Here is a 15037-nt window from a genome sequence, read left to right as displayed (position 1 = left end):
GGAAGCCGAAATGCCTGTCCCGTAGAACACCAGAACGGCTTATAGAAGGGGCCGGGAAAGAAGAAGTCCTCTGGCTATCGATGCCCCTTTATCCCCTCCCCCTCCGGAACGCCTGTTTTAGACTTCTGCGCCTGCTCAGCGTTACGTTTTTTATCACCAGAGTTCCCTTCCCTGTAAATGATGTTCACTCTTCCGACGCAGTCTGCTTTATTTCTGCATAACGGGTAATCAGCTGCTTCAGACGCATCTCCAGCCGGGTCTTATCGGCCAAAGACAAAGCCTGACCAGCCGGGGTCAGCGACAGTGCCCGCAATTGTTCTTCGACCGGTATGGTTTGATTAAAGGATTGCATGGCGGAAAATACGACTGACTTCAGTTCGCTGACCGTCATGTATCTTCCCTTCTGCTCGTCCAGCCTGTTCAATCGATCGCTCAGCTGCTTTAGCTTCGTCATCCCCTGATGCCAGCCGTCCAGGTCTTCTTTTGACAACGCACTGGCATTAAGTTGTTGATACCATTGTAAAACAATGGATTTAGCCTGCTCCGGCCACAGCGCCTGAGCCTGCTCAATTAACTGCCGGCTGTAGGCAATGTTCCAGTCAGGGGGAAGTTTCTCCAGGCGGGTAAGTTGCTGCTGTGTCTGCGTAATGAAGGCTTGCTCCAGAGGAGCCTGCTGGCTCAGCAAATCCCGCTGCACAGGGGTGAGAGTTACAGGCAACGGTGCCAGAGATGCAGCAAGCTGAACCTGTAGCGGGTCAGGTTGGCGCAAAACGTGCCAGCTCCACAGCGTTGCAGCGCCGATCGCCAGCATGGTACACATCCCCGCAGCGAAAAATTTCCATTTTTTTATCGGCGCCGGTATCACCGACAGAACGTCCACATTCGGTATATGTTCCGGCTGGGGAACATATACCCACCTCGTTGTATTTTTCTTTGGAAGAGGTAGCGCAGAAGGGGTTTCTGCCGTTATTTTCGCGCCATCCATTATCCCCGGGGGCAACAGGATAGCGGGCTGAACGAAAGCACCGGAACCCGATGCGCCGTCGCTGTTTTCCAGCCTGACAGCATTATTGTGCATCAGCGTCCGCAAGGTATCGAACTGGCTCAGGTGCTTAAGCTCCAGGCGCTCAAGGATCGTTCCAAGGCTGGTAAGTTGCTGTTCTGCTGTGTAAAGCTGGCTCAGGTCACTGTAGTTAAGTGGCAGAGTGCGCATCACTTGCTGTAGACGCAGGCTCAGGTTACTGAGGATCTCCATCCGCGTATGGACCGGCTGTGGCCAGAGCGTTCCCCACTGGTGGTTTATAAGAGCCTCCAGTATTGCCAGACCTTCATTAAGGCCGGGCAACCCTGCCAACTGGGTTCGAGTAAGGGTATACCAGGCTGCAGTTTGCAGTTCGACGCCATTTTGCCCGAACAGTGAGAGGCAGAGTTTTTCTACATGCTGCCAGTTGACATCCGGGCGAGCCGGATGAGTCAGTTTGCCCAGCTCATCGCGCAGAGCTTCATAATCCGCCAGCGTGCGTGGGTCACCGCCAGTTTTAATTTTACGGTAGGGAATGTCATTCATGACCAGTTGTCCATTTAATTAATATGCAGCACAGGAGGGTTATTATTTATGCGGCTTAGCTTTCTACATTGCCGATGTACATCCCGGATTTTTTGTTCCAGTTTAAAGCACTCTCTTAGCAGATCTTCCCTGTGTGCACCTTCAGCGGTAAGCAGGGCTTCTTCCAGTGATCGCTGATATTCAGCAAGATTTTACTGAGAGGATATTCTCTGGCTTTACATACGGGTTGTCGTGTCGAGATATTGCTGTTGCTTAAGATGTCGCAACAGCACCCGTCCTTCGGGCATAAACTCCGTGCCATAGCGCACCAGGCCAATACCTTTAAGTTCAGCATCAATGGCATAGCGCAGTTCGCCGGGGACGTTCTGCTCCAGCAGAACGACGCCTATCTTTTTCAGGCGTGGCTCATATTTGAGCAGGACGACAGGCAATGTGCCCATAAGCTCATGGGCCGTTCCCGGCATTCCCTGCAGGATTTTCGTCATATCGGGCAACCCATAGTCAGGCAGATGCGCCAGCGTGCCGGCGCGACAGTTGAGAACGCGCTGCATGTTGTCAAGTACGGACAAAACGACCTGGTTCTGCTCGCTGACCTGATGCAGGTCAAAGCCGCCAGTGAAGTTGCCATAAAGAGTTTCATACAGTGAGGGACGGGATGACTCAATCATCTTTCAGTGCCTTCAGGGTCAGGCGGTTGTTACCGGCCTCAATCACCCGGGCTTTATCCGGATCGAGATCATCACGGCTCAGCACCACCCGCCAGGTGTTGTTCACCTGGTCCGGCGACATAAACATACCAGCCACTGCGACATACTGCGCATTTTCATCCATCGGCATATCCACCATCACCGCCCCGCCCGGCTGAAGGCGGATATCTTTCTCAGCTACCCGGCACGACTTCCGTGGTACTGAACAGACGGGATGCATCGGTATCGCCGGTCATGTCTTCCAGGCGCATATCGACATACAGATGTGCCACCTGGGAGAGCATCTTCTGGTACAGGGTCGATTCACTGTTGCGCACACCCATCAGGCGAACCAGCAGCGAGCGCGCCTGGCTGACCATGCCCTCATCAGCACGGAACTTCCACTCTGGATGCGTGACCAGCTGTGCGCCATAGAACGACAGCAGCGACGGTGCTACGCCCTGCCAGACGCCGTCTTTCACGCCATCACGTTTTGGCCAGTCGTGCAGCAGCGCCGAGCTGAACCAGGCGGCGTCCATATGTTCCGGACGCGCCAGCATCAGGTAGAGCTTGAGCTGCTCCCAGGTGGTTTTTGCCATCCGCTCACGCAGCGGGCTGCCTGGCGGCAGCGCATTGAAGGCACTAAGCTGAGTCTGCAGATGGTCCGCAGCCGCATCCCGCAATAACGGTAGTGCGCTGTCCTGATAACGTGGCCAGAGTGCGGCCAGCAGGGCGTTATTCTGGCTCAGTCCGGCCTTCTCGTGCCACGGCACGCCGTGTTCTGAACGGTACTGCAGTCGGGCCAGCGTTTTCTGAAGTTCAGACAGTGCGTGCAGGCGCTGTTCCAGCGGCTGATTCTGTCGGGCGGCAAGTGCGGCCTGAGCATTCGCGCCGTCAATCTGGCTGCGGTTGGTGATATACGCGATACCCATCCACACAGCCCAGCCCACCATCGCCAGGGCAGCAACTGACGCAAACACTTTGCGCCATGGAATGCCCGGTTTGCGCGGACGCAGTCCGGCAGGAAGCGTCCGGACGGATTCAGGCAGAACATCCCAGCGCTTATCCATGCCCCAGTGGTGCGGCACGGCACGTTCAGCACCGGCTGAGGGTTGACTGAACACCACGCCAGCCAGCGGCAACGGGCGGTACGGATTGAGCATCACCGACAGCGGTGCAGTCACGCTCTGTGGCTCGCGAATGAGCTGGTCAGCCAGCGTCAGCAGGAAGTTATGTTTCACCTCACCGCAGGTCTGCTGCAGGCCCTGTGATATCAAATCTGGCGTCAGGGCGGAAAGTTGTTCTGCCAGCCCCTCGGTACGACAACCGGCAGGCAACAGGCAGCCGGTCGCCTGTGTAATGCGTCCTTCCGACTTACCGGCTCGTGGGTGCAGGCACCAGACATACAGCGGGAGTTTCCAGCCAAGCGTATCCATACGCGCGCTGATAGCATGAGACAGGGAATCCATGGTGCTTTCAGACGGTACCGGCAGCGGCTGCTCCAGCCCAGGTGCTGAGAGCTGGTCAAAGGCCGAGGTGACCCATACCATGCCATCCATCGGACGACGGCGCAGCTTACGCAGCGCGGTCAGCCAGGCACTGTCTGCTGGCGTATTGAGGTCACCGCCCCACAGCAACAGTGTGCCGCGGTCTTCCTGCCAGAGCTGAGCCGTCAGACCCGGAGTCAGTTGCTCTACTTCAGCGGTCGTACCGGTTATCAGCAGGATGCGTGTTTTACGTCCCCAGCGCCGGCCGTAGAGGTTACGCATGGCGTCACGGATGGAATCAACGGTGACATTGCGTGGCGGAGTCCGGGCAACTCTTGATTCATCAGAAGGCAACGCATTGTTCTTCTGTTCCCGCCAGCGGTGATACTTTTCCCGCATGTACCGGAACATGAACGGCGTATAGAAAACAATCAGCAAGACTATCCATACGGTAACAAATGCAAGCACTTGCTTCAGTCGGGTATCAAGGCCATACGAGGGACCAAAATGCAGGATCAAGGCCACTATAATCGCTGAGATGCAGGCTATTATGCCGGCAAGCCCCCCTCTGCTCCATGTACTACCCGGCATCATTATTTCCACTCCCTGAAGTAACAGTACTGACAAAACGATCAGTACCTGAGGTAAACAGCCCTAAAACAGGTTTGTTGCTGACGGGCACGATGTCGGCCAGTAATGTGGCTAGAAGCCACGCACTCCCGCCCCCTGGAATTCCGTTATATTTTTCCAGTACATCAATTTCCTGGGGCACCCACGGTGTCAGATGTGATTGAGACGCGGTCATTAGATCAGCAAACCCGTCATTCCAGTGCCCGTAATCACAGAACACGTTTGATGTCTGACAGGCGATCGTTTGTGTTTCGAGGAACAACCCCATATCAGCCCTGAAATTTGTCATGTCCAGCGGCATCGGTCGCAATATGCGGGCGGAGTGTGAAAGCTGGTATTTTTCAGCAACATCATCGCTGGTAAGTACCATCGCTGCGAGTGCATCGGAATACTGTTCAGCACCCTGGTCCTGCAATATCAGGATCAAATCAATATCGAAAATGGGATTTTTAAGGCGCTCCTCGAGCCAGGCAAAAGAAAGGGCTTCACAACATGAAACTGAACCTGTTAGCGCACGCCCAGGGTAAATTTTCCCCCATGATTTGCGAAACCGGGTCTCGAAGTCTGACGAAATCATGTCGCTCACAATGGTGACGTTGAACGGCACTGTCGCAGGCAGCATCGCGATCGCGTTTTGTACACCGGCCAGCCCCAGTTCAAGCAAGGAGGTGGAATTCACCGATTGCGCATCAAAATGGCTGGTCAGTGAAAGAAATTGCGGCGCATCTGTAGCACCAGATTTAGCAATGGCGTCAGAGGTCACTCCGGAAGGTAGCAGTATGCTGCTTCCAAGGACGGCCAGATAGCGTCCAGCCCAGGCTTCCCATCGTTGCTGTCCGTATTCCGCCTCCCTCTGCAAAAACTGATGTTCATTGACTGTTCTGCCCCACAGCCATCCCCGCAAACAAAACAGGAAAAACCAGCCAAGAACAGGGCTGGATGCCAGCCACCAGATATTGAATGCAGCCAGTGCCTTAACCATGCCTGACGCATGCAGAATAAACAGCAAAATACCCACAACCGCGGCAACACCACCAGCCAACAGCCATCCCGTAAAAGATGGTTCAGGAGGCAACTCCATCGTTGTTGCTTTCGTCCTTTCCCAGCCCATTGCTTATCCTACCGTGCTGTTCTGAGCACTTGAAATTACAGTACAACCGCACTGACATTTACAGCCATCGACGACAACAGCGCGGCCGTTAAATGTCCGGTGCGGTGATCCTTCCACGATAGGATTAGTTCCATGCCCATCTACCGGACAACTCACCATATCACCCACCAATGCGGCTTTTTTCCCGTCGACAGTAATATTGGAAGAGGCGGAGATCACTTTTCCGCCGTGAGAAGTTTTGTCACCAAGTAAAACCAAACCTTTTGTCATATTTAATTCTCGACTATTAAAAACACACAATCAATTAACTTTCATTTCATCAACCTTTTTAAAGTCAGGTTTTATTTCTCGCGATGACACCCTTTCACCATTGGGGTATACAAAAGTGAATGCCACTCCTTTTTTCTTTTCATAAGGGAATATCATCTCAACTTTCTTATTTTCTTCGATTATTGGATGGTAATTCACCCAGACATCATTATCTTTTACAATCAAACGAACATCAAAAAAGGAACTTCCCCCCCCAAATAAGTTCAGCTTATCTGATTTTGTAGAATTCTTTTGAGTACTCCACCGTTCTAATACGGGGTAATATTTAGGGGCGTAATTGAATCTATTTCAACTTATGATTTCAAATTGTCCATTCCTAGAGGCATCATCATCAAATGCAACCGTTCCACCTACAGCAGAGCCTGGGATAAGATCCTTCCCAAGATGGGCCGCATCTATATATTCAACACCTACATTTACTGCACTTAAAGTCCATTTGCATGAACCACCATCAGTCATAGCCACTTTTGCTTCCCAAATATTTCCACTTCTTGGCATCATTGGGATCCCGATAACGTTATAGCTGGGTTCTGTGACAACTGAGCCGTCAAATCCACTGATTCTCTTTTTCATGCATTCATACGAGATGTATCTAACCTCAAGCGGGAATGGCTTTGTATACTGAGATGGATTTTTTACTTCAAAATTGACCCATTTTGTGTCCGCCGGTGGAGATAAGGTTTTATCCATTGCCTGTGCAAAGCTATTCAAAATCAATGCAGACAGAAAAACAGTGATAATTTTTATCGAATTATGCATTCCTATACCCCCGAATATAACAGATACAACCATACAATCATAAAAGAATCATTTACTGTTCATTCCATCTACTTTGTCAAAGTCAGGAAAAGTTGAACCGTCAGATACAACTGTTCCATCCGGGTATATTATAGTGGGATGAGAGTCATCCGTTTTTTTTCTTGGCTCTATATATCTAACAACTTTACTTTCATCAATCATTGGCATATATGATATCGCTGTCGCCCCCTCCGCCCTATAAGAAAAAAATCTTTCCTTTGCAAGAAAGGTTAGCTCATTTTTTTGCCTTACCAAATGCCACTCTCTTATATATGGATAATATTTCGGAGTTAACCTAACATCCCCCTTCACAAAGGTGAACTGACCATTTCTTGATGCATCGTTATCAAATGCAATCGTTGCACCTACTGCAGCTCCAGGAGCAAGGTCTTCTCCAAGATGCGTTGCATCTATATACTCAATTCCTAAATTGAACTCGCTTAATGTCCAGTCACATGACCCACCGCCTCTCATCGCAACCTTAGCAATCCAGACATCGCTTTTACCCTGCTGCTGGAGCGGGATTTTCGTTCCGTTATAGCTCGGTTCAGTGACCGACGAACCATCAAAACCACTGGTCCTGTTTTTAAGACATTTATGCGAAATGTAAGTCACCTCAAGTGGAAAAGGTTTGGTATAACGCGATGGGTTTTTAACTTCAACATTCACCCACTTCGTGTCTGAAGGCGGAGAAAGAGTTTTATCCATTGCCTGTGCGCAGCTATTCAAAATAAATGCAGATAGACAAACAGCGATAATTTTTATCAACTTATGCATTTTCCATATCCTCTTCTCCATACAAAGCAAAACGTTCCAGAGCATTACCACCATCTTTCATTGAGAGTGTAGTGTTTAATGCCACATCAAGCCTATCTTCCAGCAAGAGAAACAATTCATTTCGCTTAATCTCAGTGTCGGGAATATATTTTTGATCTTCCGAAATTTGATCTTTAAATTTCACAATATTTTCAGCATGCTCAGTAAAGTGTTTCTTCTTACTCAGACCTTTCTTATCAATCAAACCAAGAATTTTGTTATTAATGTAAGGCATATAAGATGTCATGAAGTGCTCCCCAAAAGTTAAACCCGCGAATCTGGATGGGTTTTGCTCTTCAGGAAAATATTTACTTAAATCATTTGCTGTTAATGATTTTTTATATTCATGCTGTTTTTTCCCAGCTTCTTCAGATTCCACCTCTGCAAATGATGGTACCAGATAAAGCTTTGCTGTAATTGGTAGCGGGCCACTCAAAGTTATACATCCAGCTGGTTCAGGAAAACTAATTTTACACTCTTTCCATTCTCTAAATTGCGTTGCCGTGAAAAATGCAACGATTTTCCCATGATGCCAAAAACAATCCCCCCAAGATTTCAATTGATATGCCATCAATTCACCTACGGACCAAGTCATACCTAATAATGCACCAACTGGTCCCCACAAATTGTATAGTTCATTATCAACATTAGCTTCAGGAGGAACAGCAGGAACCGGGTCATTGTCATTAACATGACGATAGTGAGTTATGCCGGATAACTGCTGGATAGCATCTTTTGTAAATGTTCGAGGCATTCCATATGTATATAGCTTAGGCTCTAAATTCTTTAGCTTCGCGGAGTGAATCAAAGCTAATGCACCACCTAAGCTATGACCACATATGAATAACTTCAAACCACCTGCTAATTGTTCCAACTCTAACATTTGGTCTTCAAATTTTCGTTCGGCTCGACAATAGCCACTCCAAAAACCATCATGAACTTTTCCAGCCGAAAGCAATTCAGCACACTCAGTCTTATCCGCATTGCATGTTTGAGTATTTACCGGAGCAAATGAAAGATCAGTTCCAACGTCATATAAACTTGCTGTGCCGCGCCATGAAACTATCACTTTATCTGAGTTATAAACGTAATATAACTGAGTATCGCCATCGGCTTTGCCTGTAGTACTATTATTTTTCGGAGTGCTCCCGGCATCAGATGAAGATCCACCGGTATTTTTTGATGTATCCATAAACACCGGTGGATTATAGCGATCGCTATAGGGAACATCACATACAAGGGCATTGTAAGTATTGCTACCTTTATGAAACTTTGGTAATTGCTTTAAGTCCTGACATTGACTTATGAAAAAGCGGGTTATTGATTTTTCATCAAACACATTATCATCTACATATGCTAAGCAAGCCCCTCCGCCTAAATTTATAGCATTCGCCAGCGAATAATCTTTCTGATGATGTAAGACAAGTTCCCAAGCCCGGAACGGACATATTTCTATTACATGACGTTTTTCAAGCTGATTTGACCTTATCGTCAACCCTTTCATAACCTTGTCTGCCGGAAAATGAAATGGCGGCCACACTTCTCCTTTTCGTAGTTTAACGGAAGGAAGGGTACGGCAAAGTTCACCGATAACTGCATAGTGCCAGATATACCCTTTCTCTTCAGCTTCAGGACGCACAATAGAATCATTTTCCGCATCGCGACTAACGCGTAAAGCACGTTGTTCCATTTCCGTAGCCAGCTGATTGCCATCTAACGTCAGCCTCAGCTCCAGACCGTGCGGCATATCGATCCTGATTAGCCCGTCAGCATCGCTCTGACCAGAATAAGTGAATCCCTCCACCGGCCCGGAAACAGGATGAGCGCTTTCCACAGTCCATGGCATATTCGCCACGGGATCGCCCTGCTCATCAACCAGTTGAAATTCGACCCAGTAGGGCATTTGCTCTTCACATGGAGCATGGGGATTTTTACGGCAGAGTGAGGATACAGCGGTAGTCATGTTATTCGCCCTCCTGGCTATCAGCAATATTGCGCGGATATTCGATTTTTAACTGCGATGGCATAGACGTAAATATTGGAGAAGTCTCTCCTTCTGCACCGGAAATGCCCTCATAAACATCTCCTTCAGCCGTCGTAATTTTATATGTGGTGAAAGGCTTTACTGCTCCGCTGGCGGATGACGTTGTGATAAACCCTTCGCTGTACCCTTTCGGGAAAGTCACCGGCGGTGTATCTAAGCTGGCAGGGCCTGTCTGATTAACATTGGCCGCTTTCAGCAAAATATTTCCCGGACACCCCAGTTCAATATTCCCACCGCTAAGCTTTATATAAGCGCCGCCGCAACTTAAAATCAGTTCCTTGCTGGCATTTACCTTCACGCTCCCCTGACTACTGGCGACAGTGATGTCCTGTAATGCTGAGACATTCATGGCATCTGCCTGCGCCTGAATGTCAACCTTCCCAGCTCCAGCATACATTTTCATTCCTGCAGCCTGTGCAAACAAACTTACAGCTTCGCTTGCCGCTACAGTGAATGATTGCCCGGTACTGATATCCGTGTTTTTACCTGACATAAGGCCAATACTTGCCCCGCCTGAAGCAAGCCGGACAGCCTCAGGACTGATAATGCCTATTCCAGCGGGAGCACTGGCCAGCAATCCTGGCATTTTTAGATATTTCAGTGAGCTGTTTAGCGTCTTTTGGCTGTCGATGTCAGATACTGTTGCCTGTGCCCCTTTCGCAGCGGCCTGGAGGCTTCTTGCCAGCGTGAGTGCCTGCTCCAGTTGTTCTACAGCCCTGTCCATTTCAAGCATTTTACTGCCGACGTCAGGCTGAGCATCTGCAGTAAGCAGAATGCCCTTACCACCACGAACGCTGACCCAGTCGTTAGTGCGCAACTCTGCCCCTTTACCACGAAGAACCCTGGAAGCATTGACGTTGTGCCCTAAATTCAGTTGGGTCTTCCCCCCGTATTCGGTACTGAGCTTAATGTGCTCTTCGCCGCGCTTGTCCTCCATCCGCAGTTTGTTCAGGCCTGCAGTCCTGATCACATTTCGGCTGCTGTTGGCTTCAGTAACGTGGTCAACGTGGCGGGAGTCGTGCATGGCATGGGCAATATACGGCCGATCCGGATCGCCTTCATGGAAGGCAATGGCGACTTCAGTACCCTGTATCAGCGGAAAGTGGAAGCCGTACTTGTCACCACCGTAAGGTTTGGCAAAGCGCACCGGCATGCTTTCCATGCCCTGGCGTTTATCGTCGCGGTCAGCATCAAACTTCACCCGGTACATGCCGGATGCATCCTGCCAGGCGTAGATGTCGTTATCTTTGGCACTGGTCACACGCGCCATCGTCCGTCTCACGGAAGGATTTCCACTTGATGTACTCCGCACGATCGAAGTAGTTACCAATGTCTTTGATGGCCGCAACTTCCTCCATCGAATCCTTGAGGAAAAATTTCGGGCCGGCAGAGCCGATAAATGGCATGTGAGCAGCAGCGGAGACTTTTGAAATGTTGCGCAGGAGCGCGACATCCTGCGCAGACGCATCAAATTCGTAAGCGGAAATCAGCGCAGCGATCGGCTCTCCACCCGGTGTGTCATACTCATCGATGTATGTATGTTTATACAGTCCACTCTGAATGATTTCCGGGCTGTCTTCGAAGTCCTGACGCAGATCTTCTTTAGACATATCCAGCAGTTCAACCTTCACGTTCTGGCGGAAATCGGTTTTGTCGACCAGGGATTTCACGCCGCGCCACAGGCTCTCCACCGCCTAGAATTCTTCGCTATGCATGACCGCATCCAGCTGATGGCTAATCTGGTAGTCCAGCTCAGCGATATGATGGTCAATCAGGTTTTTGTCGAGTTTTTCAACCTTTGAACCCGATTTTGTCAGGCACTCCAGGAACACCTGCATCCCCGCCGTTAAACGTTCATCCGCAGTCGCATCCGACATCGCCTGCGCGTCCTGCCAGATATCCAGGGCACTCAACTCGGACACCGGGCTCAGATTGATTTTTTCAAACAGGGATGCATAAACCCCACCTGCTGTAGGACGTTCCAGCACCACGCTTTCGCCGCCAGTCGCATTCTCATTTTTTACAGACATCAGCATCTTCCTTATTAATCCGTTAAATCATCAGTGACCGTTATGGCTGTTTCGGTGCCAGGGCTGACAGCTCAGTTCTGAGTTCTGCGCTCAATTCCGGGTCGAGGAGAATTTTTTCCAGCTCCTTTCGGAAAGCCTGATTGTCCAGCAGGTTCGCTTTTAAATCGCGAAGCAGATTGCGCATGGAAAGCATTGCCTTCAGCTGAGGAATTTGCCGAGAAACCTGCTCAGGGGTGAAATCCTTCATGCTCCGGAAGGTCAGACTGATGTTGTCTTCGCTGCCATCATCAGCCAGCGTATTTTTAACGGTCAGACTGACGTTTGGGGAATATTCAGAAAGAACACTATCAAAATTATTTTTGGAAATATTTACCTTACTGCGTTCTGATAATGACGCAGTTTCCTGCCCGTTACTAAAGTCACCGGCAACCAATAATTTCAGTGGTAATTCCGTTTTTTTGCTCGCCCCGCCCGTATGCAGATCAAGCTTTAAATTAATACGTGCCTTAGGCACTTCGTTCTGGAAGCTGTCAGCCATTTACCTGTCCCTCTGTTTATATTTGTGCATATTTTCCATGCACGACCTTTCCTGGCCCGCGATAATAGAACAATGATCTACAAAATATCAAACACACAAACTCTTAAACCATATATATAAGAAAATTAAGAATTTCCACCCATTACTTAAGAAGAGAGTAATTATGATAAATAAGAAAAACAAACTATCATCACTGCTAAAAATAAAGCTTTATAGCGAAAAAACAAAAAAGGATAGAGCATTGTTAAAAATGCGATTTTAAAATGACATGCATCAATGTTAAGAAAATAAAAATACCCATTCGCGATAAGAGATGTAATTACAGAGCGAAATAATGGAAAGGATAAGAAACTGACAGGAGAAATGGATGAGGTAAACACGTCGAAAACATGACCACATGGCCAATAATTATTTTAAGGCCGACCTGAAATGGTAAATAAACCCGCAATCAGAATTTTCAGTTCGACCGACAAAGTGAATGCACGGCAAAAGGAAGCAATACTGAGGGCTTAATCTTCTGCCAAACAGAATGCAGTCAATAATTAACCGCAAAGAAAGAGCACATATTCCGGCCAGAAATGTCCTCACGCACTTTCATTTTCTACGCGCCGATAAACTGGTACACGCCGCGTTGTTCCGGTCAAATTATCAAAAACGTCCGTTTCTGCGGTGACTATCTTCAGGCCGGTTTTTCTCAGTCGTTGCACATCGGCGGCGATTCGCTGAATACCAAACCAGAAAAGCCCGTCCAGCGCGGTTACCTGTAATCCTTCCGTCAGCGCAACTTTAAGACGCTCACGCGGTGCTTTAGTCTCTTTCGCAATCTGTTGATAAGGCGCGGCTGTATTGCCTTCGGCATCAATCCGACGGATGCGCGTTGACAGCCGGTACTGAAATTCATCCGGAATACCGCTCAAATCGTTTCTCAACGTGTAGACGCAACCAAAACGCTTACCGTTAAACAGCACATTTTTCTGGCTGATTTGCAGTTCATCACGCAGGCTGGCGATCAGTTGCGGAGCGCGAATAAGCAGCAACCGGAAAGGTAATTCAAAGCTGGTGACATAATCGACATTCAGCAGCGCGATCCGCAGGCGCTCTTCGGCTCCGGCCTGCGTCTGACGGCACTCTTCTGCGACATCGGCCCATTGCTGCGTCAGGCGCGGCGTTTCACCCACTTCCGTAAAACTGTACTTCTCTATCTGATAGTCAATTCTTCCGGTCACGCTGAATTCCCTGCTGGTCACGTTACAGTATGCTTCACTTTACCAACCCAGGCGTTTAACCGGAAGTGAGTTAACGAACCGCAATCCGGTGATCCTTTATGACAAAATATCCGGTAGCAGCAGTGCCAGATGACGCTCCGCCAGCATCTGCGAAGCCTGCTCAATATCCGGCGCGAAGTAGCGATCTTTATCGTAATGAGACACCCGTTCACGTAGCAAATGGCGCGCCTGCTCAAGTAACGGGCTGGAGGTTAATCCTTCCCGCATATCCAGCCCCTGGCAGGCAGCCAGCCATTCCACGGCAATCACGCCGCGGGTATTAGCCGCCATTTCCCAAAGCCGACGACCGGCAGCAGGCGCCATCGAAACATGATCTTCCTGATTAGCAGAGGTCGGCAAACTATCGACACTGTGCGGATGCGACAACGCTTTGTTCTCACTCGCCAGCGCTGCGGCTGTAACCTGGGCAATCATAAAACCGGAGTTAACACCGCCGTTTTTTACCAGGAAGGGCGGAAGTTGCGACATATGGCTGTCCATCAACAGAGCGATACGCCGCTCCGCCAGCGAGCCGATTTCAGCGATGGCCAGCGCGATATTATCAGCGGCCATCGCAACCGGCTCCGCGTGGAAATTACCACCGGAGATCACCTCATTTTCAGCGGCGAAAACCAGCGGGTTATCAGAAACCGCATTCGCTTCGGTCAGCAACACATCGGCGGCAAAACGCAGCTGCGTCAGACACGCTCCCATGACCTGCGGCTGGCAGCGCAATGAGTAAGGATCCTGCACTTTATTGCAGTTGTGATGAGACTGTGAAACCTCGCTATTATCAGTCAGTACATGGCGATAGAGAGCCGCCGCGTCGATCTGCCCACGCTGACCACGCACTTCGTGAATGCGCGCATCGAATGGACGGCGTGAACCGAGCGCCGCCTCGGTGGTCAGCGCACCACAAACCACTGCAGAAGCGAACAGATCTTCGGCCTCAAACAGGCCGCGCAATGCGAACGCTGTCGAGGTTTGCGTCCCGTTGAGCAGCGCCAGCCCCTCTTTCGCCGCCAGCGTCAGCGGAGCAAGCCCGGCTCTGTTCAGTGCTTCAGTTGCAGGCAACCATTCGCCTTGCCAGCGCGCTTTGCCTTCGCCAAGCAGCGTAAGCGACATATGTGCTAAAGGCGCTAAATCGCCGGACGCACCGACAGATCCTTTCGCCGGGATCCAGGGATAAACACCTGCATTTACCATCGCCACCAACATTTGGATCACCTGCAAACGAATGCCGGAAAAGCCACGCGCAAGGCTGTTGATCTTCAGCACCATAATCAGGCGCACCAGGTCATCATCCAGCGGTTCGCCAACGCCCGCAGCGTGAGAAAGCACCAAAGAACGCTGTAAATTTTCCAGATCGTCGGTAGCGATACGCGTCTGAGCAAGTAATCCAAAACCGGTATTAATACCGTATGCCGTTCGACCTTCCGCCATGATGGCATTGACGCAAGCGACGCTGTCGTTGATGGCGGTAAAGGCGCGCTCATCCAGCGTTAACAGGTGCGGTTGGCTATAGATATCACGCAGTTGGGTCAGTGTGAGTTGGCCGGGGATGAGGGTGATATTTTTCATTGTCAGCAAAGTCTCTGCAGTGAGGATATAAATACATATACTTGTCTATACATATCCACGCAAGCCAGCTTTTAACAAGAAAGATACAGTTTTGTTATATTGCGCCTGCAATCACGGTTTTATACAACGCCTGGCCAGTCATGTCGCTCGCTCC

The 15037-nt window shown here is 49.7% G+C and carries 10 protein-coding genes and 4 pseudogenes; all 14 read right to left on the bottom strand.

Annotated features, from left to right (window positions below):
• Nucleotides 1-184: 184 nt before the first annotated feature.
• The 14 genes and pseudogenes from DK872_RS07680 to hutH all read right to left on the bottom strand — a co-directional run bounded on the left by DK872_RS07680 (nt 185) and on the right by hutH (nt 14883).
• On the bottom strand, nt 185-1567 hold the full coding sequence (locus tag DK872_RS07680) for a VasL domain-containing protein (protein ID WP_161518210.1): 1383 nt from the start codon (nt 1565-1567) through the stop codon (nt 185-187).
• Between the two features lie 215 nt (nt 1568-1782).
• Nucleotides 1783-2235: a type VI secretion system baseplate subunit TssE gene (tssE, locus tag DK872_RS07675; protein WP_161518209.1), complete on the bottom strand. Its 453-nt coding sequence runs from the start codon at nt 2233-2235 to the stop codon at nt 1783-1785.
• Nucleotides 2228-2467, bottom strand: a pseudogene (locus tag DK872_RS07670) (type VI secretion lipoprotein TssJ); the annotation flags it as partial. The pseudogene DK872_RS07670 and the gene tssE, both read right to left, overlap by 8 nt.
• A pseudogene (locus DK872_RS07665) lies at nt 2454-4334 on the bottom strand (ImcF-related family protein); the annotation flags it as partial. The pseudogenes DK872_RS07665 and DK872_RS07670, both read right to left, overlap by 14 nt.
• On the bottom strand, nt 4321-5481 hold the full coding sequence (locus DK872_RS07660; RefSeq protein ID WP_161518208.1) for a hypothetical protein: 1161 nt from the start codon (nt 5479-5481) through the stop codon (nt 4321-4323). The gene DK872_RS07660 and the pseudogene DK872_RS07665, both read right to left, overlap by 14 nt.
• Nucleotides 5482-5484: 3 nt before the next feature.
• Nucleotides 5485-5751, bottom strand: coding sequence for a PAAR domain-containing protein (locus DK872_RS07655; RefSeq protein WP_071531985.1), 267 nt, complete (start codon nt 5749-5751; stop codon nt 5485-5487).
• Between the two features lie 348 nt (nt 5752-6099).
• Entirely contained in the window at nt 6100-6570 is a 471-nt protein-coding gene (locus DK872_RS27495) for a hypothetical protein (RefSeq protein ID WP_233218428.1), read from the bottom strand.
• A gap of 48 nt (nt 6571-6618) precedes the next feature.
• Complete coding sequence (locus DK872_RS07645) at nt 6619-7386, bottom strand: hypothetical protein (protein WP_161518207.1); 768 nt, start codon at nt 7384-7386, stop codon at nt 6619-6621.
• Entirely contained in the window at nt 7379-9388 is a 2010-nt protein-coding gene (locus DK872_RS07640) for a lipase family protein (RefSeq protein ID WP_161518206.1), read from the bottom strand. Before DK872_RS07640 ends, DK872_RS07645 begins: the two co-directional genes overlap by 8 nt.
• A gap of 1 nt (nt 9389) precedes the next feature.
• Nucleotides 9390-10757 (bottom strand): annotated as a pseudogene (locus tag DK872_RS07635) (DUF2345 domain-containing protein); the annotation flags it as partial.
• A pseudogene (locus tag DK872_RS07630) lies at nt 10738-11505 on the bottom strand (type VI secretion system contractile sheath domain-containing protein); the annotation flags it as partial. The pseudogenes DK872_RS07630 and DK872_RS07635, both read right to left, overlap by 20 nt.
• Before the next feature lie 34 nt (nt 11506-11539).
• On the bottom strand, nt 11540-12037 hold the full coding sequence (gene tssB, locus DK872_RS07625) for a type VI secretion system contractile sheath small subunit (protein WP_007370994.1): 498 nt from the start codon (nt 12035-12037) through the stop codon (nt 11540-11542).
• 584 nt (nt 12038-12621) lie between these two features.
• Nucleotides 12622-13263: a DNA-binding protein gene (locus DK872_RS07620; protein WP_071921130.1), complete on the bottom strand. Its 642-nt coding sequence runs from the start codon at nt 13261-13263 to the stop codon at nt 12622-12624.
• A gap of 96 nt (nt 13264-13359) precedes the next feature.
• Nucleotides 13360-14883, bottom strand: coding sequence for a histidine ammonia-lyase (gene hutH / locus DK872_RS07615; protein WP_007370992.1), 1524 nt, complete (start codon nt 14881-14883; stop codon nt 13360-13362).
• Nucleotides 14884-15037 lie beyond the last annotated feature (154 nt).

This window comes from Kosakonia sp. MH5 (assembly GCF_009935945.1).
In the GTDB taxonomy this organism is placed as follows: Bacteria; Pseudomonadota; Gammaproteobacteria; order Enterobacterales; family Enterobacteriaceae; genus Kosakonia; species Kosakonia radicincitans.
The sequence above is the reverse complement of the archived record's forward strand: the minus strand, read 5'-3'. Positions and strand labels throughout refer to the sequence as shown.